The following is a 26,257-nucleotide window of genomic DNA, read 5'->3' as shown; positions in this document are numbered from 1 at the left end:
GGCGGGGAACGGGGCGGCGAACGGGGGAGCTCAGAACCGGCTGACGTCCCCGGCGCCCTCCCGCGCGATCACCAGGTCACCGACGGACAGATCGATGACCGTGGTCGGCTCGGTGCCCACCTCGCCGGAGTCGATGATCGCGTCCACCTGCTCGCCGAGCTGGTCCTGGACCACCCAGCCCTCCGTCGGCGGGTCCTCCTGCCCCGGCATCAGCAGCGTCGAGGAGACGATCGGCTCCCCGAGCGCCTCCACCAGGGCGTGCGCGACCCGATGATCAGGGATCCGCACCCCGACGGTGTGCTTCTTGGGATGGGCCATCCGGCGCGGCACCTCCCGGGTGGCCGGCAGGATGAAGGTGTACGGGCCCGGGGTCGCGTTCTTGACCAGCCGGAAGGTGGGGTTGGAGACCAGCACGAACTGGCCCAGCTGTGAGAAGTCCGCGCACACCAGGGTGAAGTGGTGGTCCTTGCCGACCTGTCGGATGCGGCGGATCCGCTCGAGCCCGTCCACGTCGCCGAGCGTGCATCCGAGCGCGTAGCAGGAGTCCGTGGGATAGGCGATCAGGCCGCCGTCCTGCAGCACCGCGACCGCCTGCTCGATGAGCCGGGGCTGCGGATCCTGGGGATGGATGTCGAGATACTTCGCGGAGCGACGTGATCTGGCCATGCCCGATGGTACGTCGCGAGCCGGTCGGGCGACCAGGGACTTCCCGCCGAGGTCGAGGTCCCGGCCCCGACGTCTCCTAGGCGACGACGACGAACTCGCGACCGATCCACTTCGTGCGTCGCAGGCGCAGCACGGCGCTGACGGGGAGCGCACCCTTGATGTGCGGATAGCCGCGTCCCTTGCCGTCGCGGTCCGCCTCGATGTCCACGGCGATGCCCGCCGCCTCGACCCGCGCCACGTCGATCTCGAGGATCACGAGATCGGAGGGACGATCGGGGTAGACCCGTTTGGCGACCTTCGAGACCTGCTCGGGCCAGGAGGCGTGGAGGAAGCCCTCCTCGGCGAGCTCCGTGCCGCGCGTCGCGCGGGTGTAGGAGCCCGACCGGACGGCCGCCTCCCAGGCGGACAGTTCGGTGATGTGCCAGATCAGGGGCGCAGGCATGCCCGGCAGTGTACCGTGACCGGCATGGATGAGACCTCCGCCGGGCCGGGCGCGGTGCGCCTGGTCCACGATGACGACCGCGACCGCTACGAGGCCCTCGACGGGGATGAGGTGGTCGCCGTCCTCGCCCACGGGGACGAGGATCTTCCCGCTCCCGAGGGCGGGAGCCACGGGGTGACGGTGCGCGACCTCCGCTCCACAGTGGTCGCCCCGGACCGCTCCGGGCAGGGGATCGGGTCCGCGATCGTGCGCTTCGCCCTCGAGGACATCCGCCGTCAGGGCATGAGGGCCCGGCCCACGTGCTGGTTCGTGCGCGGCTGGATCGAGCGGCATCCCGACTTCCGTGATCTGCTCGAGACCCCCGCCCCGTCCTCGCGGGCGCGGTCCTCCGAGGACCGGGGCGCAGAAGGAGAGGAGACCCGATGACCTACCGCATCCTGACCGTCTGCACCGGCAACATCTGCCGCTCGCCGATGGCCGAGTACGCCTTGCGCGAGGCCTCCGACCAGGCTGGTCTCGGCGCTCGGGTCGAGATCGCGTCGGCCGGCACCTCCGGATGGGAGGTGGGCAACCCCATCGACGCCCGCGCCGGCGAGCTGCTGCGCCGTCACGGCCTCGAGCCCGGGGACCACCGGGCACGGCAGATGGACACCGAGGAGCTGCGCGAGGCCGATCTGGTTCTCGCCCTCGACCACGACCACGTCGGGCCGCTGCGCCGCGCGCTGGGCGCCGACCGGGCGGAGAGGACCGTGAGGATGGTGCGCGACTTCGCTCCCGCACCGCCCGCGGACACCGGGATCCGCGACCCCTGGTACGGGGACGAGAGCGATTTCGAGACCGCCTGGGAGCAGATCGACGAGGCGGCCGACGGGATCGTCGCGCACGTGCGCTCCGCACTGCACGAGGACGCTCCCTCGGGCACAGCGGGGGAGCGGTGACGGGCGAGTCCGCCCCCGCCGCGGGGGAGGGGCCGCTCGGCGCGCTCGAGACCGCCGCCGCTCTGCGCTCCGGGGAGCTCGATGTCGAGCAGCTCGCCGAGAGCACCCTCGACGAGGCGCGCGGGACGGGCTCCGCGGTCGGCGCCTTCGCCCATCTGCTCGAGGAGCTCACCCGCGAGCAGGCCGCCGCCGTCGCCGCGCAGTTCGAGGACGCCCGCCGGACCGGGAACGAGCAGGAGCTCGCCGCACGACTGCCGCTGCTCGGGGTGCCGATGCCGGTCAAGGACCTCACCCGGATCGCCGGACAGCCCTTCGAGGCCGGAAGCACGGCACTGGCCGGGAACATCGCGACCGTGACCGACGGCGTCGCGCAGAGGATCCTCGATGCCGGCACCCTCACCGTCGGCAAGACCACCACACCCGAGTTCGGCATGCCCTGCTACACCGAGCCCGCGACCGGCGCCCCGGCGCGCACCCCCTGGGACCTCCGACGCACCGCGGGCGGCTCGAGCGGCGGTGCGGCCGCCGCGGTCGCGAGCGGTGTGGTGCCGATCGCGCACGGCTCCGACGGCGGCGGCTCGGCGCGGATCCCCGCCGCCTGCTGCGGGATCCTCGGGCTGAAGCCCACCCGCGGCAGGATCTCCCCGGGCCCGCACGGCAGCGAGGGCATGGGACTGGCCACGGACGGCGTGCTCGCCCGCAGCGTGCGGGACGTGGCGGCCGGCCTGGACCTGCTGGCCGGGCCCCGCACCGGCGACTACGCGCCCGCCCCGCCCGCCCCCTCCTCCTTCCTCGCCGTCCTCGAGGAGGCGGGAGCTCCGACCCCGCTGCGGATCGGCGTGCTGCGCGAACCGCTGGCCGCGGCGACCGAGGTGCATCCTGCCGCGCTGCGGGGCCTCGAACGCGCCCTGGAGGTGCTGCGGGGCGCCGGCCACGAGACGGTCGAGATCCCGGCCCCCTTCACGCCGCAGGACTGGACGGCGTTCATGCCGCTGTGGACCGTCGGTGCGGCGAGCATCCCGCTGGCCCCGGAGCAGGAGGGGAAGCTGCTCGAGCTCACGCGCTGGCTGCGCGCACGGGGACGGGGCTGCAGCGGTGTCGAGCTCGCCCAGGCCTTCTCCGGGGTGCAGACCCTCGCGCGGGGCACCCTCGAGGCCTTCGCCCCCGTCGACGTCGTGCTCACTCCGACGCTCGCGGCGCCGCCCGCCTTCCCCGAGCATCTCCAGCTCGCCGACGGCGGCGACGACTTCGACGCCCAGTGCGCCTTCACACCGTGGACCAGCACCTGGAACATGCTCGGGACCGCGGCGCTGTCCGTGCCGCTGCATCGGGAGCTGATCGACGGCGTCGAGCTCCCCTTCGGCGTGCAGCTGGGCGCGACCCGTCCCGGGGACGAGTCCCTGCTGCTCTCGCTCGCCGCGCAGCTCGAGGCCCACGACCCCTGGCCGCTCGTGCGCCGCCCCCTCGTCGCATGAGCGACGGCACCGAGCAGACGGGCCCGCAGTCCGTCCGTCTGGACGTGTGGCTGTGGAGCGTGCGGCTGATGCCCACCCGGTCGGCCGCCACCGCGGCCTGCCGCGGCGGGCACGTGCGCCGCAACGGCGACCCCGTCAAGGCGGCGCAGAAGATCGTGGTGGGGGACGAGCTGCGCGTGCGCTCCCCGGGGCGCGAACGGATCGTGGTGGTCACGAAGATCCTCACCAAGCGGGTGGGTGCGCCGATCGCGCGTGAGGCCTACGAGGACCACAGCCCGGAGCCGGCCCCGCAGCTCGCCGCCGCGCCGCCGCGTCGCGAGCGCGGCACCGGACGCCCTACCAAGCGCGAGAGGCGACAGTTCGACCGGCTCCGCGGGCGTGACCTCCCGCCCGCCGGCGAGTCGCACCGGGACGACGAGGAGCGCTGAGGGGGCGCGATGGCCCTCGTGCCCGGTCAGCGCGCGTAGGAGAGCAGCTCCTGGCGATTGGCGGTGAGGCGCCCCAGCAGCGTCCGCTCGGTGTCGACGACCCTGGGGTTGGCACCGTCGGCGAGCAGGCGCTGACGGATGGAGGCGAGGTCGGCGCTCTCCCGGATGAACCTCTTCATCACGGGCTTCGCCCCGATCTGGGTCGCCCAGCGCTTACCCTCGCGCCGACCCCTCCAGGTCGCGAGCATGTCGACCTCCTCATGGGTGAGCCAGCCCTGGTTCGCGTAGTCGCCCAGGCGTACCCGGGTCAGTCGCGACTCGTCCCAGATCAGCACCATGATCGCGATCATCCACAGCAGGGAGATCAGCGCCTTGCTGCCGAACATGATCAGCAGCAGCACGAGGTTGTCGCTGATGCCGGCGAAGAGGTTCCAGCCCGCGTGGAGGAGCATGCCGGGGATCAGGGCGGGGACGAACACCAGGAAACCCATGATGGTGCCCCACTTGCGCGCCACGAACCCGACCAGGATGCCGGTCAGCGAGGTGTAGATCGCGTGCCCGAAGATGTTCAGCACGCCTCGCAGGACGAAGGTGAACAGCACCCCTCCGACGCCGCCCGTCTCCAGGCCGCGGGAGTAGTAGAGGATGTTCTCGGTGAAGGCGAAGCCGCCGCCGATGAGGGCGCCGTAGATCAGTCCGTCCAGCGGGCCGTTGAAGTAGCGGCGTGCGAGCAGCATCAGCAGCAGCAGGCCCAGCCCTTTGCTGATCTCCTCGACCACGGGTGCGCTGATGACGGGGGTGGCGAAGTCCGAGAAGCCCTCACCGCCGATGGCGTAGAAGAGCAGCGCGTTCAGCGAGTTGATCCAGTAGCTGGCGAACGCGGCGATCGCGGCTCCCCAGAGCACCGCGATGATCAGCAGCGGGAAGGGCTGGGGGTCCCAGCGGTCCGCCAGCAGGATGACCAGGGTGATGATCACCAGCGAGAACAGGGCGAGGAAGGCCGTGATCGGCCACCACACGGGGTTCGAGCTCGAGGTGAGGATGAACTGCAGGAAGAAGTAGCCCAGCACGAACAGCAGCGCGAAGCCGAGCAGGATCGTCACCAGCCACACCGCGATGTTCACCGCGGGCACCTTGGCGGCCTCCTGCGAGACCTCCTGCGCGCGCCGGGTCTGGGTGGACCAGGCCGACTGCGGCTGCGCGTGATCGGGGCGCTGGATCTGGGCGGGGGCGTAACGGGCCGCGGTGAGTCCCGAGGCCGGACGCACCGAGGTGTCGTAGGCGCGGGGATTGCCGTAGTCGATGTAGCGCGGCTGGGACGACGGGAAGGCCGGGGACCCCGACGCACCCGGCCGCGGCCGTCCGTTGGGCATGTACCGGCCGTTCTGCGGCGGGGACGGGGGCTGGGACATGAGGGCCTCTGTTCTCGGCGGCAGGAGGGGGAGGGGTGACGGTGAGCGGTCGACGTCGATCCCCCCGGACGGACGCCTCACGTCACCAGTGCGATGCTACAGGTGCACCGTCCCATCATCGCGGACGGGACGAGGTCGCGGAACCGATGTGGACGACGGCGATCGCGTGCTCCCGACGGACCTCGCACCGGGGCCCGGGGCGGAGATCGGGCGGAGATCCAAGGTTGAGTGGAATAGACTCAACTTGATCGCCGTTGACACTGTCGGACACCGCACCAGCGCCGACGGACGCCATCGGACACGGCCTTCGCACGGCCTTCGCACACAGGAGAGGAGCATCGTGGAGTTCCAGTTCACCAGCCGGTCGCAGGAGGCCGTCACCGCTGCTGCGGAGAGGGCGGTCCAGCTCGGCAACCCCCAGATCAGCTCCATGCATCTGCTGTGGGCGCTGGCCTCGCAGGAGGACGGCATCGGCCGCGCCGCGCTGCTCACCACCGGCGCCGACCCGAGGGACGTGATCCGCCGCGCCGAGCAGGCGATCGACGCCCTGCCCCGCACCACCGGCAGCGCCGCGTCCCCCACCTTCGTGGGCACCGGCTACGACGCCCTCGAAGCGGCCCGGCACGAGGCCGACACCGCCGACCGCACCTATCTGTCCACCGAGCATCTGATGATCGGCATCGCGCTCGGCAAGGACGCGGCCGCCCGACTGCTCTCCGCAGTCGGCGCGACCCCCACGGCCCTGCGCGATGCCGTCCAGACCCTGACCCCAGGAGATGACCGTATGAACCAGATGGACTCGCAGAACCCCGAGGGCACCTTCCAGAGCCTCGAGAAGTTCGGCGTCGACCTCACCGAGCTGGCCCGGGAGGGCCGGCTGGACCCGGTGATCGGGCGCGACGCCGAGATCCGCCGCGTGGTGCAGGTGCTCTCGCGCCGCACCAAGAACAACCCGGTGCTGATCGGCGAGCCGGGCGTGGGCAAGACCGCCGTCGTCGAGGGCCTCGCCCAGCGCATCGTCGCCGGCGACGTCCCCGACTCCCTGCGCGGCAAGACGCTGGTGTCCCTGGACCTCTCCTCGATGGTCGCGGGCTCGAAGTACCGCGGCGAGTTCGAGGAGCGCATGAAGGCCGTGCTCGACGAGATCCGCACCTCGGGCGGCCAGATCATCACCTTCATCGACGAGCTGCACACCGTGGTCGGCGCCGGCGGCTCCGGTGACGGCTCGATGGACGCCGGCAACATGCTCAAGCCCATGCTGGCCCGGGGCGAGCTGCGGATGGTCGGCGCGACCACGCTGGACGAGTACCGCGAGAACATCGAGAAGGACCCGGCGCTCGAGCGCCGCTTCCAGCAGGTGTTCGTGGGGGAGCCGAGCGTCGAGGACACGGTGACGATCCTGCGCGGGCTCAAGGACAAGTACGAGGCGCATCACAAGGTCACGATCACCGACGCCGCGCTGGTGGCCGCCGCCTCCCTGTCCTCGCGCTACATCTCCGGTCGGCAGCTTCCCGACAAGGCGATCGACCTGGTCGACGAGGCCGCCTCGCGCCAGCGGATGGAGCTGGACTCCTCGCCCGAGCAGCTGGACATCCTGCGCCGCCAGGTGGACCGGCTGAAGATGGAGGAGCTCGCGCTCGCGGGCAGCGAGGATCCCGGCAGCATCGCCCAGCTGGACTCGGTGCGCTCGCAGCTGGCCGACCGCACCGAGCAGATGGAGGAGCTCTCGGCGCGCTGGGAGCGGGAGAAGGCCGGACTGAACCTGGTCGGCGATCTCAAGGCGCAGCTGGAACAGCTGCGCATGCAGGCCGACCGCGCCCAGCGCGAGGGCGATCTGACCGCCGCCTCGAAGATCCTCTACGGCGACATCCCCGCGCTCAAGGAGCAGTTGCGCGACGCCGAGGAGCAGGAGGCCGGCGGGGACGGCGAGCAGGAGCGACCGATGGTCGCCGACCACGTCGGTCCCGACGACATCGCCGAGGTGGTCGGCGCCTGGACCGGGATCCCCGCCGGGCGCCTGCTGCAGGGCGAGAGCGAGAAGCTGCTGGAGATGGAGTCCATCATCGGCACCCGCCTGATCGGTCAGCGGCGCGCCGTCACCGAGGTCTCGGACGCGGTGCGCCGGGCCCGGGCCGGCATCTCGGACCCTGACCGTCCCACCGGCTCGTTCCTGTTCCTGGGGCCGACGGGCGTGGGCAAGACCGAGCTGGCCAAGGCGCTGGCGGAGTTCCTCTTCGACGACGAGCGGGCGATGGTCCGCATCGACATGTCGGAGTACTCCGAGAAGCACACCGTGGCCCGGCTGGTCGGCGCTCCTCCGGGGTACGTCGGCTACGACGAGGGCGGCCAGCTCACCGAGGCCGTGCGGCGCAGGCCGTACTCGGTGGTGCTGCTCGACGAGATCGAGAAGGCGCATCCGGACGTCTTCGACGTGCTGCTGCAGGTGCTGGACGACGGCCGCCTGACCGACGGCCAGGGACGGACCGTGGACTTCCGCTCCACGATCCTCATCCTCACCTCGAACCTCGGCGCCCATGCGCTGCAGGACGCGACGCTCACCGAGAAGGAGAAGCACGACCGGGTGATGCAGGTGGTGCGGGCCTCGTTCAAGCCCGAGTTCCTCAACCGCCTGGACGACGTCGTCATGTTCGACGCGCTGAGCCGCGAGCAGCTGACGCGGATCGTGACGCTGCAGATCGGCGAGGTGGCCGAGCGGCTGCGGAGCCGCAGGATCGCGCTCGAGGTCGACGAGCCCGCGACGCGCTGGCTCGCCGAGGAGGGCTTCGACCCGATGTACGGGGCGCGCCCGCTCAAGCGCCTGGTGCAGAAGGAGATCGGGGACGGACTGGCCCGGCTGATCCTGCGCGGCGAGGTGCAGGACGGGCAGAGGGTGCACGTGAGCACGGCCCCGGAGGTCCGCGGGCTGAGGCTCGAGGTTGAGGGTGACGACCAGACTGCCTCGGCCTGACGGTCCCGCAGCCTCGCACCGTGGGGGACGCCGCCGCTAAGGCCCCGCGCTCGGTCAGCCCCTGCCCCCGGATATAACTCTGCCGATCGGCTGACCGATCGCCGCCCCGATGCTCGTCGCCGGATTGAATCGTGACGCGATCACGTTTCCGGTGACGATGAGATTACTTGCCGTCGAGCCCGGAGATGCCCCGAGGCCCGTTGCCATCTGTTCCCCATGGGCGATATCGGCGCGGACGAGTGGGTCATAGCGAGTGGAAAGATTGCCGAGCCCTTGAAACGCGAGATCCATCGGGGAGTTCGCGGAGAAATCCAGCTCCTGGCCGAACGCGTTGACCTTGAATCCAGTGGCGGCCCCAATGGCGCCTAGCGCCCCGTCTGCAATGCCGGCGATGCGCCCTGGGGGGCTGAGTTCGAAGGCGATCTGGCTGAACTTGCCGAGGGCGTCTCCCGTCCTGCCCTGAACCATCGCTTCGCCGAGCGTGGCTGCGTCGATTGCCAAACCGGCGGCCCCGAATGGCCTCAGCATCTTGCGGAAGTTGCCTGCAAATTTGGAGGCTGCCTTGGCCTCCTTTCGAGCCTCGGCGATGCTTTCGTCGGCGTATCGCTTCGCAGTGTCCAGGTGTTTCTCAATCCTGGCAGCCTGTTGCGCGTAGACCTCTCTTCCGGTTCCCAAGAGCGAGGAGATAGTATCGACGATGAATCCGAATCCGCCGTGCATCCTGTCCCACGCCGAGGAGGCTTCTTCGAGTGCTCCGAAAGGATCGATGCTGATGTCTCTGACGAGAGCGGAGGAAAGTGCGTCCCACCCTGGATGTGGTCCGGGATTCCGGGTGCCTCCCGTTCCCCCGTGCGGTGGAAATGGAGACTCCCCCGTCCCATCGGAGTCGGACGCCCGGTCCTGTTCCTCGGCCTCAGTGACGGCGTCCCGAGCGAAGTCTTCGAGACGCTGCACGGCGGAAGCCCACTGGGAGAGGACCGTTCGAAAGCTCACCTGAAAGCGGTCGGCATCTGGACCGACCCACTGGACCTGGTCCATCTGGCTCGAGCATGACACGAACAGGTCCGCCAACGCGCCGTGGGCAGATCCTGCCGTATCACCCCATAGCCTCAGCTGGTCTGTGTCGCCACCGTAGAACGCCGTCATCGTCCTGCTCCCCGTTCATGCCCCATGCATAGCTCTGTACAGATCCGAAGGTAGGGAAGAGCCGATGCTCACGCAATGGGGAGAAGTCCCCGGAGCATCTCCATGGATTCCTCCCGATCGGCGACGGCCTGCCTCACCTGAGCCTGTTCGGCGGGGAGTAGACGGGACAGGGCGGACTGACCGGCCACCGGCGGGCGTCCACCGGCGGCGCCGTCTTATCCCTGCGGGTCCCACGGCATCGGAAGGTACTGCCGTCGCCGGTCGTACCAGCCTTCCCCGTCGGTGAGCTGGTCCTGGGCGGACTGCCAGCGTTCGCCGACGTCGCGGGTCGTCTGCTCCACGCCCCGCAGCGGCGCCGCGGCCTCGGGACCGGCCATCTCCACCGCCTCCGCCCCGAATCCGATCAGGTCCGAGGTGGATTCCATGACGGCCGGGACCGGGGTGGCCGTCAGCACGTCCGCTGCGGTGTCCGCGTGACGGAACATGCCCCGCTCCCCGGCGCGCACCGCCGCGGCCCAGTCGCCGTCACCGATCGCGCCGGAGATCTCCTCGCCCGTCTGCATCACGTTCGCGAGCCCGCGGTCGATGCCGTCGGTGACCTGGCCGAGCACCGACTTCTCCCCGAGGACCGGGGCGGCGAGGGTGTGCGGGATCCGGACGGCCGAGACCACCGGTGACAGTCCGCCCAGACCGCTCTCCTCGAGGGTCTCCTCGACCCGGTCGAGACCGCGTCCGAGCGCGTCGTGCAGCCCCATCGCCATCTGCGCCTGTCCCGCGAGGGGGAGGGAGCCCAGTGCGATGCGCCGGTCCTTCTGGGCGTCGGCGAGCGTCGTGGGATCCAATGCGAAGTCCTCCCCCTCGGGGAGCGGTCGTGATCCGGAGACCTTCGCAGGCATGCCGGGCGGCATCATCGGCCCGGCGATCCACGGTCCCACCCCGCCGGGGAGCGAGGGAGCATCGGGCAGGCCCGGCAGCAGGTCCTGCGGGTCCTCCGCCATGAACGGACCTCCCACCCATCGCCCCGGATCCTCGAGGACCCGACGGCCTCGGAGGCGCGGCAGGTTCACTCCGAGCTCGTCGCCCTCCCCGTCGGCGGTGGACCGCCAGGGCAGCTCGGCGCGCAGCGACCGCGCGGGGTCCGCCGACCCGATCTGCGCGTCGGTCTCCGCGCGGGAGGCCAGCTCCTGCTGCCGGGCGTGCAGCTGGAGCTCCGAGGCACCTCCTCGCAGAGCGGCGACGACGCGGAGCCCGTCGGCGGCGGCCTCCTCGCTGCGTCGCCGGTGGGCGTCGGCATCGGGGCCGTTCCATGTCACGGCGGCACAGGCCGCGCGCAGCCGCTCGATCAGCTCGAGCAGGCGCCGGGCACCCTCGCGCATCCGCTCGGCCAGGTCCTCCAGCGCCTCGGGCTCACATCCGATGAAGGTGTTCATGGCGCGACCGTAGACACCGAGCCGCCTCGACGTCCTCACCCGGGACCGGACTGTGGATGACGGGGCGTTGTGGAGGAACGGTCGGCACGGACGAGGGCCCTGCCGATCCGTCGATCAGCAGGGCCCTCGGGGGCACGAGCTCCGGTGCGCGCGAGCACCCGGGCTGCGCGCCCGGGTCGCGGTCGCGGCTCACACCACGATGTTCACGATCTTCGGCGCGCGCACGATGACCTTGCGGACGGTCTGCCCCGCCAGGACCTCCTGGACCCGCGCCTCGGCCATCACGGCCGCCTCCAGATCCGTCTCGGAGATCTCCGGATCGACCTCGAGGCGGTGGCGCACCTTGCCCTTGACCTGCACCACGCAGGTGACGGTGTCCGCCTTGAGCAGCTCCGGATCCGCCACCGGATAGGCGACACGGGAGACGCCCCCGGTGTGACCCAGCCTCGACCACAGCTCCTCGGCCAGGTGCGGGGCCAGCGGCGAGACCAGCAGCACCAGCGGCTCGACCGCCTCGCGGGGCGCGGAACCGGTGGCGGTGAGCTGCTTGGTCAGATGGTTCACCAGCTCGATCAGCTTCGCGATCGCGGTGTTGAACTGCATCCGCTGCATGTCGCGGCCCACGCCGTCGATCGCGCGATGGGTGGCCTGCCGGGTGGGCAGATCGGCCGGCTCGTCGGTGACGGTCAGCGCCCCGCTCTCCTCGTCGACGATCAGGCGCCACAGGCGCTGCAGGAAGCGCTGGGAGCCGACGACCGCGCGGGTCTCCCACGGCCGCGACAGGTCCAGCGGACCCATCGACATCTCGTACACGCGCAGGGTGTCGGCGCCGTACTCCTCGTACATGTCGTCCGGGGCCACCGCGTTCTTCAGCGACTTGCCCATCTTCCCGTACTCCTGGGTGACGCTCTCGCCCTGGTACGTGAAGCTGCCGTCGGACTCGGCGACGACCTCCTCCGCCGGGACGTACACGCCGCGGGAGTCGGTGTAGGCGTAGGCCTGGATGTAGCCCTGGTTGAACAGGCGGTGGTACGGCTCCTGGCTCGAGACCGCGCCCCGGTCGAACAGCACCTTGTGCCAGAAGCGCGCGTACAGCAGGTGCAGCACCGCGTGCTCCTGCCCGCCGACGTAGAGGTCCACCCCGCCGACGCCGCCGTCCTCGCGCGGGCCCAGCCAGTACGCCTCGTTCTCGGGGCGCACCAGGACCTCGTCCTCGGTGGGGTCGATGTAGCGCAGGTGGTACCAGGAGGACCCGGCCCACTGCGGCATCGTGTTCGTCTCGCGCAGATAGGTCCTCGGGCCCTCGCCCAGGTCCAGCTCGACCTCGACCCACTCCGTCGCCCGCGACAGCGGGGTCTGCGGCTCGGTGTCCGCGTCCGTCGGGTCGAAGGTCTTGGGGGAGAAGTCCGCGACCTCGGGCAGGTCCACCGGCAGCATGCTCTCCGGCAGCGGGATCGGGGTCTCCGGCGCCGCAGGGTCGTACACGATCGGGAACGGCTCGCCCCAGTACCGCTGACGGGAGAACAGCCAGTCGCGCAGGCGGAAGGTGGTGCGGGGGCGGCCGTGGCCGTGCGCCACCAGGTGCGCGGTGGCACGGTCCTTGGCCTCGTCGATCGTCAGCCCGTTCAGGTCCAGACCATCGCTGGCCGAGTTGATCTTCTCGCCGTCGCCGGTCCAGGCCCCGCCCTCGAAGTCCTCGGGCGGGCGCACGGTCCGGATCACCGGCAGCTCGAAGCGGTCGGCGAAGTCGAAGTCACGGGCGTCCTCGGCGGGGACCGCCATGATCGCGCCGGTGCCGTAGCCGGTGAGCACGTAGTCCGCGGTGAACACCGGGACCTCGCGGCCGTCCAGGGGGTTCCTCGCGAACCAGCCCGTGAACACCCCGCTCTTCTCGCGGTCCTCGGCGGTGCGCTCGTCCTCCGCGAGCGCCGCGGCGCGGGCCTGATAGGCGGCGACCGCCTCGCGCGGGCTCGCCGCGCCGCCGGTCCAGGCCTCCTTCGTGCCCTCGGGCCAGGCGGCGGGCAGCACGGAGGGATCCACCAGCAGGGCGTGCTCGGGGGAGAGCACGGTGAAGGTCGCCCCGAACAGGGTGTCGGACCGGGTGGTGAACACGTCGAAGGACGCGTCCTCGCCCACCACGGCGAAGGTCACCTGGGCGCCGTGGCTGCGGCCGATCCAATTGCGCTGCATGGTGCGGATCGACTCCGGCCAGTCCACGCGCTCGAGGTCGTCCAGCAGCCGGTCCCCGTAGGCGGTGATGCGCATGTTCCACTGCCGCAGGCGGCTCGTGAACACCGGGAAGTTGCCGCGCTCGGAGCGGCCCTCGGCGGTGACCTCCTCGTTCGCCAGCACGGTGCCCAGCCCGGGGCACCAGTTCACGGGGGTCTCGGAGATGTAGGCCAGGCGGAAGGCATGCGCCAGCTCCTCGATCTCGGCGTCGCTCGCGGAGGTGACGTCGGACGCGGAGCGCCCGACCCAGCTCGCCGGCAGGTCGATGCCCTGCCGATCAGCGAGCGCGAAGGGGTCGACGGCACCGGTGCGCAGCTCGTCGCGCAGCTCCGCGATGGGGCGCGCCCGCCCGGTGATCCCGTCGGCGTTCGGGGCCTCCGGGTCGTACCAGGAGTCGAAGATCTGCAGGAAGATCCACTGCGTCCACTTCACGAAGTCCGTGTCGGTGGTGGCCAGCGAGCGGCGCGCATCGTGGGACAGCCCCAGACGGTGCAGCTGGCGACGCATGTTCGCGACATTGGCCTCGGTGGTGGTGCGCGGATGGGTGCCGGTCTGCACGGCGTACTGCTCCGCGGGCAGGCCGAAGGCGTCGTAGCCCATCGTGTACAGCACGTTCTTTCCCATCATGCGGGCGTGGCGCGCGATCACGTCGGTCGCGATGTAGCCCAGCGGATGGCCGACGTGCAGCCCCGACCCCGAGGGGTAGGGGAACATGTCCATGATGTACATCTTCTCGGGCGCGGTCGCCGCCGCGGCCTGCTCGAGCGACTCGGCGGAGCCGCGCAGCGCGCCGACGGGGTTGTCGGCGTGGAAGGTGCCGTCCTCGTCCCAGCGCTGCTGCCAGCGGCGCTCGATCTCGTCCGCCACCGCGGCGGTGTACCGGTACGGGGCCTCGCTCATGGGTGAATCGTCCTCCGAAGGATCAGTGCGGCAGATGCCGCCAGGCGTCTCGTGACATGAAAAAACCCTCGCGCAGGCGAGGGGAGCCGCATCGGTGCCTCACTGCGCACCGGCACGCTCTCAGGAGCGCGGGGTGGGCGCGGGCCTTGTCCGACGCGGCTGCATAAGCAGGAGCCGTCGAGTCACGCGCTCATCGTACCGCGCCCGCGCCCCGCCCCGGTCCGCTCCTCGCGCGGAGGGGGCGGACCGGGCATGGGCCGGAGCTCAGCGCTGCGGAAGCCTCAGATTCGGGTCCGGTTCGCCGAACCCCTCGGGAAGCGTGAACGGGACGAACTGCTGCATCGTCGGATCCACGTACTGCTGCGCCTCCTTCGCCAGGTTCTCCGGGGTGTCGGAGGCCTGGGTCAAGCTGCCCTGCATGGTCTCCATGGCGTCCCACAGCTTGGTGCCGACGGGCAAGGGCGGCCGCGACATCGTGACGTCCAGGAGCTCCACGAAGAACTCGATCCGCGGATCCCATCCCTCGGGATCCGCGATGGTCGCGAGGTTCGTCGGGATGGCGGTGAGGGACGGCATGAGGATCTTCTGCCCCTCCGTGCCGGCGTAGAACGTGAGGAGCTCCCACGCCGCCTTCGACATGCTCGATCCCTTGGGCATCGAGAGGGCGAAGCCGCCGGACCAGCTGAAGGGGTCGACCCCGTCATCGGGCACGGGAAGGTGGGTCACGGCGTACGTCATGTCGGGCTTGTAGTCCGCGAGGCTCCGTACGGCACCGGGGTTCGTGATCTGGAGCAGCTGCCGATCCGAGAAGAAGGAGGTCTGGGCTGGGGGCGCGTTCGGCGGCTGATAGGTCGCCTTGAACGCGTCCATCCGAGGGAAGTCGAGCCGCTCGATCCAGCCGGCGTACATCTCCGCGACAGCCAGCATCTCCGGTGAGTCCAGCAGCATGTGGCCGCTCTGGTCGTCGTAGAAGGGAACGCCGGCGGCCATGGCCCACATGATCAGCTTCGCCTGGTCGTCCCAGGGGATCCAGGTGACGCGTTCATACGTCCCGCGGTCGTTCTGCATGGTGAAGGAGTCGTTGATCTCCCACAGCTGGTCGTAGGACATGGGGCCGTTGTCCGGGTCGAACAGGGCGGGATCGAGCCCTTCCTCCTCCACCAGATCCATGTTCACGTACATGGCACGGGTATCGGTGGACGTCGGCAGCCCGTAGTACTCGCCCTCGAAGCGGAGCTCGTCGGTGGCGAACTTGATCCATCCGGACATGAACTCCTCGGGACTGACGCCTTCATGCTCCTCGATGAGTCCGTCGATGGGCTCGAGGAGCCCGAGGGAGGCGAACTGGGGTGCGTTGAAGCGGTCCATCCAGTACAGGTCGGGACCGGTCCTGCCGCGGATCGCGGTGATGACGCTCGAGGCATCCCCCTCGCCGTTCGACGGCACCTGGGAGACCTCGACCTTCACGTCCGGGTTCTGCTCGGAGAACGCCTCGAGGACCGTCGCCTCCTTCTCGGAGTCGGCCGCGCCGATGCCCCAGAGCCGCACGGTGTTCGCATCGCGCTCGCCGCCGACGGGCCGGCTCGTGCAGCCGACGATCGAGCCGCCGGCGATGGTCACGCTCGCGCCGGCGCCGAGGGCGCGGATCATGGTTCGACGATCGATCACTGGGTACCTCCGAGAGTGGTGCTGTCGAGGGACGGCGGTGGGTGAGGTCGAGTCGGTGCACCTGCGCTGTGATGCAGGGACCGGCCACCGGCGCATGCGGCTGCCAGGAGCGGGGCCGACGTACGGTCGCCGTCGGCTCCGCTCCTGGCAGCGCGGGAGAGGTGATCAGGCGTTCTCCGCCTCCGTGGCCTTCTCGACGTCGTCGACGTCGAAGTTGGGATCGGGCTCGCCGAAGCCTTCGGGCAGGGCGATCGGGCAGAACTGCTGCATGGTCGGGTCCACGTAGGCCTGGGCCTCCTCGACCAGGTTCTCCGGGGTGTCGGAGCCCTGGTTGATGCTGTCCTGCATGGTGAACATGGCGTCCCAGAGCTTGGTGCCCACCGGGAGCGGGGGACGCGACTTGGCCACCCCCATGAGTTCCACGAAGAAGGAGATGTCCCGGTTCCAGCCCTCCGGGTCCTTGACCGTCTCGATGTTCGTGGGGATGCGGCTGATCTGAGGTATCAGGATCTTCTGGCCCTCGTAGCCCGCGTAGAACTTGAAGAACTCCCAGGAGGCCTTGGACATGCTCGCCCCCCTGGGCATCGACAGGGCGAAGCCTCCGGCCCAGGTGAACGGTTCGTCTCCCTCGTTGGGCACCGGCAGGTGGGTCACGCCGTAGTTCATGTCCGGCTTGTAATCGGCCTGCCCCTGCACTCCCCAGGGCCCGCTGATCTGGAAGAGCTGGCGATCCGAGAAGAACGAGGTCTGCGTGGGCGGGGCGTTCGGCGGCTGATAGGTGGCCTTGAACGCGTCGAGGCGCGGGAAGTTCAGCTTCTCGATCCACTCCGCGTACATCTTCGCGATCTCGAGCATCTCGGGGGAGTCCAGCAGCGTGTGGCAGGACTCGTTGGAGAAGAACGGCACGTCGTTCGCCATGGCCCACATCAGCAGTGAGGCCTGATCGTCCCAGGGGATCCAGGTGACGCGCTCGTAGGTGCCGCGCTCGTCCTGCACGCTGAACTGATCGTGCAGCTCCCACATCTGGTCGTAGGACATCGGGCCGTTCCTCGGGTCCAGCAGCGCCGGGTCGATGCCCGCTTCGTCGGCCAGATCCATGTTGACGTACAGCCCGCGGGTGTCGGTGTCCATCGGCAGCCCGTAGTACTGGCCGTCGTAGAACAGCTCGTCGGTGGCGAACTTGACCCACCCGGACATGAACTCCTCCGGGCTGACGCCCTCGTGCTCCTCGATCAGGGGATCGATCGGCTCGAGAAGCCCGAGGGAGGCGAACTGCGCCCCGTTGAAGCGGTCCATGAAGTAGATGTCCGGGCCCGTGCGACCGCGCACGGCGGTGATGACGCTGGACGCATCACCCTGCCCGTTCGAGGGCACCTGGGAGATCTGGATCGTGATGTCGGGGTTCTGCTCGGTGAAGGCCTCGACGACCTTCGCCTCCTTCTCGGCGTCCGAGGCCCAGATTCCCCACACCCTCACGACGTTCGGATCGCGCTCCTCGCCGACGGGGCGGTTCGTGCAGCCGACGATCGAGCCGCCCGCGATGGACACGCTCGCGCCGGCGCCGAGGGCGCGCAGCAGGGTTCGACGATCGATCACTTGAAACCTCCGAGGGTGATGCCGCTGATGAAGTAGCGCTGGAAGAGGAAGAACAGGATGACCAGCGGCAGCAGGACCAGGAAGGACGCGGCCATCAGCAGGTTGAACTGGATGTCCTGGGCGTTGACGGAGCGGAACACCTGCATGCCGATGGAGAGCGTCTGCTTGCTCTCGTCCTGCAGATAGATCAGCGGGCCCATGAAGTCGTTCCAGGTTCCGACGGCGGCGAAGATCGCGATCACCGTGATCGCCGGACGGGCGGTGGGGAACACGATCCGCCAGGCGATCGACCACTCGCTGGCTCCGTCCACCCGGGCCGCGTCCAGCATGTCCTTCGGGGTCTGCAGCATGAACTGTCGCAGCAGGAAGGTGAAGAACCCACCGGCGAACAGCGCCGGGGCGATCAGCGGCACCCAGGTGTTGACGAACCCGAGTCCCGCCCACATGTCGAACATCGGGATCAGGGTGACCGGGAAGGGCAGGAACAGGGTGGCCAGGACGATGAAGAAGACCTTGTTGCGGCCGGGCCAGTCGATGCACGAGAAGCCGTAGGCGACGATGAAGTTCGAGATCACGCTGAACACGACCACGCTGACGGTGATGATCGCGCTGTTGCGGAAGAAGGTCCAGAACGGCATCACGGTGACGGCGTCGGAGAAGTTCTGCCAGCGGAACTCGGAGGGGAACAGGGTGGGCGGGAACTGGGCGAGCTCCTCCGGGGTCTTCAACGCGGAGATGAGCATCCAGTACAGCGGCAGCGAGAACAGCACGAGCACGAGGAGCATCACGAGACGCGAGATCCACGCGCCCACCGGCGTCTGCCGTGAGCCGTCCGCATTGCGCCCGTAGTTCGAGCGCGACTTCAGCTGGGGGGACTTGCCGAGATTCTTCGTCCCGGAGTCGAGAGTATTGATAGCCATGTCTGTGTTCTGCTCCTCAGCCGGCCGACACGTCGTAGTTCACGAACCGGCGCGAGAGCCAGTAGATGAGTCCGGCCAGCACCATGCCGAACAGGAACAGCAGCACCGCGAGCGCGGAGGCGAAGCCGAGCTGCCCGTAGGAGAAGGCGTTGCGGTAGAGGTACAGCATGTAGAACAGCGTGGAGTTGTCCGGACCGCCGTTGGTCATGATGAACGCCTCGGTGAACACCATCATCGCGCCGGAGACGCCCGTGATCAGGTTGAACAGGATCGTGGGGGTCAGCAGCGGGACGGTGATCGAGATGAACTGGCGCAGCTTGCCGGCTCCGTCGATGCGGGCTGCCTCGTAGAGGGTCTCGGGAATGTTCCGCAGCCCGGCGAGATAGATCAGCGCGGCGTTGCCGGCGCCCAGCTGGGCCATCACGATCATCACGATCTTCGCGTAGCGCGGCTCGCCCAGCAGGTTCGTGTCCGGCATGCCGAACAGCCCCAGGAACTGGTTCACGATGCCGAACTGGGGGTTGACGAACACGATGAAGATGAACGACATCGCGAACATCGGGATCAGGGAGGGCAGGTACAGCAGGGTGCGGTAGATCGCGACCTCGCGCACGTTGCGGTTCATCGCGAGCGCCAGCAGCAGCGCGACGACCAGTCCGATCGGCACCGCCAGGAACATGTAGTACGCGGTGTTGCCCACCGCGGTGTGCACCATCGGGTCGACGAAGGCCGCGACGTAGTTCTGGAATCCGATGAACGTCGGGGTCTGCATCCCCGAGTACTGGGTCAGGCTGATCACGAAGGAGTAGATCAGCGGGTAGATCACGAAGACGGCGACGCCGATGATCCACGGCGAGATGAACAGCAGCCCGTTGCGGAGGTTCCGCTTCTCCCGTCCGGTGAGCTTCCTTCTGGTGGACGGCCCGGAGCCGTCCCTGCCTCGTCCGGCCCCTGTCCCAGGGCCGGGGGCGTCGACGCCGTCGGAACCGGGTCTGCCGGTCCTCGGGGCGTCCGCCGCGATGGCATCGCTCGCGCTCATCGCTCTCCCTTCGATGTCCCGCGGTCCTGCCCTCGGGGCGTCGAGGAGGTGCCGCGGGCATCGGTGCCCGGGCGACCGCGCTCCGAATCGGGACCACGTCGTTCCGTGTGAGGCACATTACTCACACCGATGGACTAAGGCAACGGTCCGTCCGGACGGCCGTCCGCGTGTCGTGGTCGCAGCGCACTCGCGGAGGGCAGGGGCATGACCCCGTCACCGGGCGTCCGGCACGGTGTGGAGCGGGTGTCCTCCCTGTTCAGACCCCGCTTCTCAGACCCGCTGTTCAGACCCCGAGCACGCCGGAGATCAGCAGCAGCACCAGCACGGTGCCGATGGTCGTGATCAGCACCGTGTCGCGGGCGAGGTTCTCCGAGGCGCGGTAGCGGGCCGCCGCGACGTACACGTTCTGCGCGGTGGGCAGTGCCGCCATCACCACCACCTCGTACAGCGCGGGGCCCCGCATGCCGAGCAGGAGGCCCACGCCGAGTGCGATCACCGGCATCAGCAGCAGCTTCGAGGAGGAGGCCGCGGCGATCAGGCCGCGGTAGCCGTCGTCCTTCGCGAGCGGCCTCGAGCCGTGCAGGGAGAGTCCGTAGGCCAGCAGCATCGCGGGGATCGCCATGTCGGCCAGGGAGCGCACGGGCTCGAGCGCGACCGCGGGGATCCGCACGCCGAGCAGCACGAGCGCCAGGCCGAGCGCGGAGGCGATGATGGTGGGGTTCGCGACGATGCTGCGCACCACGCCCGCCGCGCCGGTGGGGCCCGGGGCGTCCTTCTCGGTGACCCGGTGCAGCACGAAGAGGTACAGCGGCGTGTAGACCGCCTGCTGGAAGAGGATCACCGGCAGGGCGTGGGAGATGTCGCCGAGCACGTAGGCGGCGATCGGGAAGCCCATGTTGGCGCCGTTGACCACCGAGCCGCTGATGGCGGTGACCACGAGGTCCGGCCCTCGGCGCTTCGTGAACAGGGCGACGGCCACCAGCAGGATCGCGCCGGTGGTCAGTCCGGAGACACCGGCCACCAGCATCGGCAGCGAGAGGACCTGGGCCACGTCGGACTCGAGCAGGCCCACCAGCACCAGGGCGGGGGAGGCGACGAAGAAGGTAGAGCGGTTCAGGACGTAGCGCCCGTGCGGGCCGAGCACTCCGGTGCGGCCCACCACCCAGCCCACGCCGATCATCGCCCAGACGATGAAGAATCCGGCCAGGACCCCGCTCACGGCGGCGGGAGGGGGACGGTGGCGATCACTGTGCCGATCGTAGTCTGCCTGGGGGAAAGGGGCTTCCAGTGATCACCAGTCGGACGATCCGCCCTGCGGGCGGGGGCGTGGTCCGTCCCGCGGGCCGGCGTCCGGCCCGCGGCGGTCGGCGGCGGGGTCAGCGCATCCCGTGGGAGGTGCGGCCGTCGATCTGGTCGTCCATGCCGGGGACGGGCTGCGCGCCGTCGTCGCCGATCCCCACGATGCGATTCCTCTCATCGACGTGCACCACGCGCGGGTGGTGCGAGGAGATCTCGGTCTCGTCCAGCTGGCCGTAGGCCATGATGATGACGAGATCGCCCGGGGCGACCAGGTGGGCCGCGGCACCGTTGATGCCGATGACGCCGCTGCCGCGCTCACCCTCGATGACATACGTGACCAGGCGGTGACCATTGGTGATGTCCACGATCGAGACCTGCTCGTGCTCGACCAGACCCGCGGCCTCCGTGAGGTCGGGGTCGATCGTCACCGAGCCCACGTAGTGCAGGTCTGCCTGCGTGACCGTGGCCCGGTGGATCTTCGAGGTCATGAGAGTGCGCAACATCGCTCCCCATTCTCCCACTCCTGCCCGATGCTGGATGATGGGACCGTCCGTTTCGTCAGGAGGATCACGATGCCCAAGGCCCGCCGCCGCTCCGCCCACCGCTCGGAGCGGTTCGAGGACATGGCTCTGCCCGACGAGCTGCTCGGGGTCCTCGCGGACCAGGGGCTCGAGCGGGCGTTCGAGATCCAGTCCGCGATCCTGCCCGATGCGCTCGCCGGTCGGGACGTCCTCGCCCGCGCCGAGACCGGTTCGGGCAAGACCCTCGCCTTCACCCTCGCGATGGCCTCGCGCTTCCGGGGGCGCAAGACCCACCGCAGGCGCCCCCTTGGCGTGGTGCTCGTCCCCACGCGTGAGCTCGCGGTCCAGGTGGTCGACACCATCCATCCCTTCGCCCGGTCCGTCGGCCTCACCGCGCAGCTGGTCTCGGGCGGCATGAACATCGAGAAGCAGGCCGACGCGGTCGGTCGGGGCGTCGGGATCGTGGTCGCCACGCCGGGACGGCTCATCGACCTCGCCGAGCGCGGCGCGCTCCAGCTCGACCTGGTGGAGACCACCGTCGTCGACGAGGCGGACCACATGGCCGACCTCGGCTTCCTCCCCGACGTGCGCGACATCCTCGCCGCGATCCCGATGGGCACTCAGAAGATGCTCTTCTCGGCGACCCTCGACGGCCAGGTCGAGGAGATCGTCGACGCCTTCCTGGTCGACCCGATCAGCCATGAGACCACCCCGGTCTCCGCGGCGGTGGCCACCATGGACCATCACGTACTGGCGATCGAGCCCTCGGCCAAGCGCGAGGTCACCGCGCAGCTCGCGGCCCGCGAGGGTCGCACCCTGCTGTTCACCCGCACCCAGCTGGGTGCGGAGCGGGTCGCCCAGGAGCTGGTCGAGGTGGGCGTGCGCGCCGCGGCCCTGCACGGCAACAAGCAGCAGGGCCTGCGCACCAACGTGCTGGCCGGCTTCCGTGAGGGCGCCTACCCGGTGCTGGTGGCGACCGACGTCGCAGCCCGCGGACTGCACATCGACGACGTCTCGATGGTCGTCCACGTCGACCCCTCCGACGACGTCAAGGAGTACGTGCACCGCAGCGGCCGCACGGCCCGCGCCGGCGCGACCGGCAGCGTGGTCACCCTCGCCCTGCCGCACCAGCTGAAGAAGACGCGGGGGGTCCTCGCCGGTGCGGAGGTCGAGCCGGAGTGGACGGAGGAGGTCGACTCCGCCGCGCATCCCACCCTTGCCGAGCTCGGCGGGAGCACGCCGCCGGGCGAGCCCGCCGAGGATCCGGCGCTGGTGAAGTACAAGGGTGCGCCGCGCAAGCTCGACATCGGCCGCACCCGCGGGGCCGACGCCCGCAAGGCCGACGAGCGACGTGCCAACGAAGAGCGTCGCGCCTCGTGGGAGGAGACGGAGGAGACCCCCGGACGCGGCGCACCCGGGGGCCGGGGCGGTGCCGGCTCCCGCGGCGGTCGCCGGGGCGGTGAGGGTCGCAGCGGTGGAGCCGCGCGGGGCGGTCGCGGAGGCGCCGGGCGCGGCGACGGCGGTGCAGGTGCGGGCAGGAGCACCGGCAAGGGCTCGGGCGCCGGCAGGGGGTCCGGGGCCGGGAAGGGCTCCGGCGGGGGCCGGGGCAAGGGCTCGGGACCCGCCCGTGGGCGCCCCGGCGCGTCGGGTCGCGCTCCCGGCCGCCGTGGAGGACGATGAACAGCAGCGACGGGCCCCGCTGAGCAGGGCCCCGAAGACCGACCACGCGCTCGAGACGGAGCGACGGCTCGACGAGGAGCCGGTCAGACGCCCGGGAGGCACGCGATGAGCATCAGCACGTTCGACATGTTCAAGATCGGCATCGGGCCCTCGAGCTCCCACACCGTCGGCCCGATGCGCGCCGCGGCGCTGTTCGCGCGCGAGCTGCTCGCCGATCCGGAGCTCGCTCCGCAGGTCTGCGATGTCGCGGTGCACCTGTACGGCTCCCTCGCCGCGACCGGTGAGGGGCACGGCACGCTGGACGCCGTCATCATGGGGCTGGAGGGAGCGGACCCGGAGCACGTCGACCCGATCGCCGGGCGGGAGCGTGTCGCTGCGATCGATGCCGAGGGCGGACTGCTCCTGGACGGCACGCTCCCGGTGAGCCTGCGCCCCTCCGCGATCGTGCTGCATCCGCTGACCTTCCTGCCGCAGCACTCCAACGGGATGACCTTCGTGGCCCTGGACGCTCGTGGCCGGGAGCTGACCAGACGCCCGATGTTCTCCGTGGGCGGCGGGTTCGTGGTCGACGAGGCGGACATGGACCGCTCGATCGCGGAGGTCGCCGCGGAGGACGAGGGCCGCACGATCTTCACCACCGGTGACGAGCTGCTGCGGGTGTGCGAGGACCGCGGCATCTCCGTCTCCGAGGCGATGCTGCTGCGCGAACGGCAGTGGCGCAGCGACGAGGAGATCCGCAGCGGCCTGCTGACCATCTGGCGCGCGATGCACGACTGCATCGAGCGCGGCGTGCGCACCCCGGGCGTCCTCCCCGGCGGTCTCGAGGTCAACCGGCGTGCCGCCTCCTGGTACGACTCGCTGGCCGCCGAGGACCCGGTGCGCCTGCCGATGAACGCCTTCGAATGGGTCTCCCTGGCGGCGCTCGCGGTCAACGAGGAGAACGCCGCCGGCGGCCGCGTGGTCACCGCGCCCACCAACGGGGCGGCGGGCATCATCCCGGCGGTGCTCTTCTTCGCGACCACCTACATCGAGGGTGTCGACCCCGATGAGATCGCGGTGCGCTTCCTGCTCACCGCCGGGGCGATCGGCTCGCTGTACAAGGAGCACGCCTCGATCTCGGGCGCCGAGGTGGGCTGCCAGGGCGAGGTCGGCTCGGCCTGCTCCATGGCCGCGGCCGCGCTGTGCGAGGCGATGGGCGGCAAGCCCGCACAGGTGGAGAACGCCGCCGAGATCGCGATGGAGCACAATCTGGGGCTGACCTGCGACCCCGTCGGCGGGCTGGTGCAGGTCCCGTGCATCGAGCGCAATGCGATGGCCGCGGTCAAGGCGATCACCGCCGCCCGTTTCGCGCTGCGCGGCACGGGGGAGCACTTCGTCTCCCTCGACACCGTCATCGAGACCATGCGGCAGACGGGCAAGGACATGAACGAGCGCTACAAGGAGACCGCGATGGGCGGGCTTGCGGTCACCGCGGTCCCGGTCAGCGTCCCGGACTGCTGAGCCGGTCGCGGGGTCCGTCGGGACCGACCTCGCGACCGTCGCCGTCGACGAAGCGCACCTCGCGCGGCACCGACGCCGCGCCGAGCCGGTCGTGCACCAGGGCCCGCAGCTCCGCGGCGGAGGGCGGGACCCCGCCGCTCCCGGCCCCGCTGCCCGTCCCGTTCCGGTCCGTGTCCACCGCCTCCAGGTGGACCTCGGCGATCGTGCGCGCCCCGAACCGCTCGTCCGGCACGATCCGCAGTCGGGCGCTCGCCACCGCGGCCTGCGAGCGCAGCACGTGCACCACGGCGCTGGGATCGTGGAGCATCCCGCCCGAGGACAGCATCCCGTCCGCGCGTCCCAGCACCTCGACCAGTCCGTGCTGCGTGATCCGTCCGCGATCGGTGGCCAGCTCCCGCCCTGCGGTGAAAGGGGTGCGCGCGTGCAGCACCCCGTCGGCCTCGCGCAGCCGGACCCCGCGCAGGGGTCGGCCGTCCACGGCGAGGGAGCCGGTCTCGGTGGTCCCGTAGACGTCGTGCACCCGGGCACGGAAGTGCCGGGCCAGATCGGCGCGCAGCGCCGGGGAGAGCACATCGGAGCCGGAGACCACTCGGGGCACGAGCAGCGGCCGGCCGCGCCCCAGCTCCCGATCCGCGTGCAGGAGGTCCGCCAGGTGCACGGGCACGCCGGTGAGCACGTCGGGGGCGGTCCGATGCAGGAGCGCCGCCCGCTCCGCAGCGGGAAGGTGGCTGAGATCCACCACTGGCGCCCCGAGGGCGAGGGCGCCGAGGGCGACGAGCAGCCCGTGGCCGTGGACGCCGGGCGCAGCGCTGGCGATGCACCGTCCCGGCCGCAGCCCGATCCTGCGGGCGAGATCGGTGAGGGTCACCAGCTGCGCGGGGGAGAGCGGTCCGCGCCGCTGCGGCCGGGGCGTCCCCGTGCTGCCGCTCGAGCGCAGCTCGAGGGAGCCGTCCCCGGCGAGGGCCGTGACCAGCACCTGCCGCAGAGGTGCGGAGGGTGGCAGAGCGCCGAGCCCGGCGGGGGCCGCGGTGCCCCGTCGGCGCCGACGGTGCAGCTGCACCAGGTCCAGCAGCTCGCCCGCCGTGAGCTCGCCGCGACGGTCCACCAGGGCGAGGGCGCGCGGATGCAGGGCGACGCGGGCGCGCAGCGCGGTCGACGCCTGCAGGAGCCTCATCCCCTCCCCTCCCGACGTGCCGCGGGGGAGGTCGGGCGCGGGCTCCGCGCCGCGGCTCGGAGCAGCACGGCGCCGGCACGGCCTGCGACCCCGGCGGCCAGCGTCGGCGCGAGCTGGGAGAGCACGGCGCCGGCCCGCGCCCAGGGCGGGGAGACCAGCGTGCGTGGAGCGTCCAGGGCGTGCAGCACACGCCGTGCGGCGCGGGAGGGAGTGAGGGCGCCGAGCGGGGCGCTGCCGTAGGACGGTGCTGCCATCGCGGTCGCGACCAGCGGCATCTCCACGATGGCGATCCGCACCCCGTGCCGCGCGGCCTCGGGGCGCAGGGACCGCAGCCACGAGTCCAGCCCCGCCTTCGAGGCCCCGTAGGCGGCCCATCCCGGGGTGGGGATGCGGGTCGAGGCGCTGGTGACGGCGACGAGGCGGCCCCGTCCTGCGGTGCACATCGGTTCCATCAGCGCGAGCAGCAGCGTCGCCGGCCCCAGCAGGTTCGTGCCGGTCAGACGCACCAGGTCGTGCGGTCTGCCGAAGGTCTCCGCGAGACCGCGTCGGATCGAGTGCCCGGCGAGGCAGAGCACGGCGTCGGGCACGCCGTGCTCGCGCAGGATCCGCGCAGCGAGCTGGGCGACCTGCTCCTGATCGCGCAGATCGCAGGAGTGGGGCGCTGCGGTCGCGCCGAGAGCCCGGATCTCCTCCGCGAGCTCCTCGAGCCGCCCTCGATCGCGGGCCGTGAGCACGAGGTCCTCGCCGCGGGCGGCGAGGGCCAGGCAGACCTCCCGGCCGATCCCGCCGCTCGCCCCGGTGACCACGATCATCCGCGGCCCCCCGA

21 protein-coding genes are annotated in these 26,257 nt (G+C 70.7%); 7 read left to right on the top strand and 14 right to left on the bottom strand.

From position 1 onward, the window contains the following. Positions 1–30: 30 nt before the first annotated feature. Both ACT3SP_RS05750 and ACT3SP_RS05745 read right to left on the bottom strand, forming a co-directional pair. Positions 31–666, bottom strand: coding sequence for an L-threonylcarbamoyladenylate synthase (locus tag ACT3SP_RS05750; RefSeq protein ID WP_444586300.1), 636 nt, complete (start codon positions 664–666; stop codon positions 31–33). Positions 667–742: 76 nt separating this feature from the next. Next, positions 743–1,108, bottom strand: a complete 366-nt coding sequence (locus tag ACT3SP_RS05745; protein ID WP_444586299.1) for a DUF952 domain-containing protein — start codon at positions 1,106–1,108, stop codon at positions 743–745. Positions 1,109–1,132: 24 nt separating this feature from the next. Here ACT3SP_RS05745 and ACT3SP_RS05740 point away from each other — a divergent pair, with 24 nt between their 5' ends. Genes ACT3SP_RS05740 through ACT3SP_RS05725 form a run of 4 tightly spaced genes read left to right on the top strand, consistent with a single transcriptional unit; the run spans position 1,133 to position 3,949 of the window. After that, the gene (locus tag ACT3SP_RS05740; protein ID WP_444586298.1) at positions 1,133–1,534 is read left to right on the top strand and encodes a GNAT family N-acetyltransferase; all 402 of its coding nucleotides are present in this window, start codon (positions 1,133–1,135) and stop codon (positions 1,532–1,534) included. Beyond that, positions 1,531–2,046 (top strand): low molecular weight protein-tyrosine-phosphatase, encoded by a 516-nt coding sequence (locus ACT3SP_RS05735; protein WP_444586297.1) that lies wholly within the window; start codon positions 1,531–1,533, stop codon positions 2,044–2,046. Before ACT3SP_RS05740 ends, ACT3SP_RS05735 begins: the two co-directional genes overlap by 4 nt. Further along, positions 2,043–3,521 (top strand): amidase, encoded by a 1,479-nt coding sequence (locus tag ACT3SP_RS05730; protein WP_444586296.1) that lies wholly within the window; start codon positions 2,043–2,045, stop codon positions 3,519–3,521. Before ACT3SP_RS05735 ends, ACT3SP_RS05730 begins: the two co-directional genes overlap by 4 nt. Further along, entirely contained in the window at positions 3,518–3,949 is a 432-nt protein-coding gene (locus ACT3SP_RS05725) for an RNA-binding S4 domain-containing protein (RefSeq protein ID WP_444586295.1), read from the top strand. The genes ACT3SP_RS05730 and ACT3SP_RS05725 overlap by 4 nt, the downstream gene beginning before the upstream one ends. A 26-nt stretch (positions 3,950–3,975) precedes the next feature. Here ACT3SP_RS05725 and ACT3SP_RS05720 read toward each other — a convergent pair whose 3' ends face one another. Beyond that, the gene (locus tag ACT3SP_RS05720; protein WP_444586294.1) at positions 3,976–5,361 is read right to left on the bottom strand and encodes a PrsW family intramembrane metalloprotease; all 1,386 of its coding nucleotides are present in this window, start codon (positions 5,359–5,361) and stop codon (positions 3,976–3,978) included. Positions 5,362–5,701: 340 nt separating this feature from the next. Here ACT3SP_RS05720 and ACT3SP_RS05715 point away from each other — a divergent pair, with 340 nt between their 5' ends. Continuing rightward, positions 5,702–8,329, top strand: coding sequence for an ATP-dependent Clp protease ATP-binding subunit (locus ACT3SP_RS05715; RefSeq protein ID WP_444586293.1), 2,628 nt, complete (start codon positions 5,702–5,704; stop codon positions 8,327–8,329). A gap of 54 nt (positions 8,330–8,383) precedes the next feature. Here the strand turns inward: ACT3SP_RS05715 and ACT3SP_RS05710 are convergent, their stop codons facing one another. The 9 genes from ACT3SP_RS05710 to panD form a co-directional block, all read right to left on the bottom strand. Continuing rightward, complete coding sequence (locus tag ACT3SP_RS05710; RefSeq protein ID WP_444586292.1) at positions 8,384–9,475, bottom strand: hypothetical protein; 1,092 nt, start codon at positions 9,473–9,475, stop codon at positions 8,384–8,386. A 215-nt stretch (positions 9,476–9,690) separates the two neighbouring features. Further along, the gene (locus ACT3SP_RS05705; protein WP_444586291.1) at positions 9,691–10,905 is read right to left on the bottom strand and encodes a hypothetical protein; all 1,215 of its coding nucleotides are present in this window, start codon (positions 10,903–10,905) and stop codon (positions 9,691–9,693) included. 189 nt (positions 10,906–11,094) lie between these two features. Further along, on the bottom strand, positions 11,095–14,034 hold the full coding sequence (gene leuS / locus ACT3SP_RS05700) for a leucine--tRNA ligase (protein WP_444586290.1): 2,940 nt from the start codon (positions 14,032–14,034) through the stop codon (positions 11,095–11,097). Between the two features lie 264 nt (positions 14,035–14,298). Further along, complete coding sequence (locus tag ACT3SP_RS05695; RefSeq protein WP_444586289.1) at positions 14,299–15,684, bottom strand: extracellular solute-binding protein; 1,386 nt, start codon at positions 15,682–15,684, stop codon at positions 14,299–14,301. A 183-nt stretch (positions 15,685–15,867) separates the two neighbouring features. Beyond that, positions 15,868–17,298 (bottom strand): extracellular solute-binding protein, encoded by a 1,431-nt coding sequence (locus ACT3SP_RS05690; protein WP_444586288.1) that lies wholly within the window; start codon positions 17,296–17,298, stop codon positions 15,868–15,870. Next, positions 17,295–18,218 (bottom strand): carbohydrate ABC transporter permease, encoded by a 924-nt coding sequence (locus tag ACT3SP_RS05685; protein WP_444586287.1) that lies wholly within the window; start codon positions 18,216–18,218, stop codon positions 17,295–17,297. Before ACT3SP_RS05685 ends, ACT3SP_RS05690 begins: the two co-directional genes overlap by 4 nt. 16 nt (positions 18,219–18,234) lie before the next feature. Beyond that, entirely contained in the window at positions 18,235–19,257 is a 1,023-nt protein-coding gene (locus ACT3SP_RS05680; RefSeq protein WP_444586286.1) for a carbohydrate ABC transporter permease, read from the bottom strand. A 283-nt stretch (positions 19,258–19,540) separates the two neighbouring features. After that, positions 19,541–20,476 (bottom strand): AEC family transporter, encoded by a 936-nt coding sequence (locus ACT3SP_RS05675; protein WP_444586285.1) that lies wholly within the window; start codon positions 20,474–20,476, stop codon positions 19,541–19,543. A 157-nt stretch (positions 20,477–20,633) separates the two neighbouring features. Then, on the bottom strand, positions 20,634–21,059 hold the full coding sequence (panD, locus tag ACT3SP_RS05670) for an aspartate 1-decarboxylase (protein WP_444586284.1): 426 nt from the start codon (positions 21,057–21,059) through the stop codon (positions 20,634–20,636). Positions 21,060–21,128: 69 nt separating this feature from the next. On the opposite strand from panD, the gene ACT3SP_RS05665 reads away from it, so the two are divergent. Both ACT3SP_RS05665 and ACT3SP_RS05660 read left to right on the top strand, forming a co-directional pair. Continuing rightward, on the top strand, positions 21,129–22,757 hold the full coding sequence (locus tag ACT3SP_RS05665) for a DEAD/DEAH box helicase (RefSeq protein ID WP_444586283.1): 1,629 nt from the start codon (positions 21,129–21,131) through the stop codon (positions 22,755–22,757). Between the two features lie 105 nt (positions 22,758–22,862). Continuing rightward, positions 22,863–24,257, top strand: a complete 1,395-nt coding sequence (locus ACT3SP_RS05660; RefSeq protein WP_444586282.1) for an L-serine ammonia-lyase — start codon at positions 22,863–22,865, stop codon at positions 24,255–24,257. Here ACT3SP_RS05660 and ACT3SP_RS05655 read toward each other — a convergent pair. Together ACT3SP_RS05655 and ACT3SP_RS05650 are read right to left on the bottom strand one after the other, a co-directional pair. Beyond that, positions 24,238–25,431, bottom strand: a complete 1,194-nt coding sequence (locus ACT3SP_RS05655; protein WP_444586281.1) for an AMP-binding protein — start codon at positions 25,429–25,431, stop codon at positions 24,238–24,240. The two genes, ACT3SP_RS05660 and ACT3SP_RS05655, sit on opposite strands and share 20 nt — an antisense overlap. Beyond that, positions 25,428–26,243: an SDR family NAD(P)-dependent oxidoreductase gene (locus tag ACT3SP_RS05650; protein ID WP_444586280.1), complete on the bottom strand. Its 816-nt coding sequence runs from the start codon at positions 26,241–26,243 to the stop codon at positions 25,428–25,430. Before ACT3SP_RS05650 ends, ACT3SP_RS05655 begins: the two co-directional genes overlap by 4 nt. Positions 26,244–26,257 lie beyond the last annotated feature (14 nt).

This window comes from Brachybacterium sp. AOP43-C2-M15, assembly GCF_052446295.1.
Taxonomy (GTDB): Bacteria; Actinomycetota; Actinomycetes; order Actinomycetales; family Dermabacteraceae; genus Brachybacterium.
The sequence above is the reverse complement of the archived record's forward strand: the minus strand, read 5'-3'. Positions and strand labels throughout refer to the sequence as shown.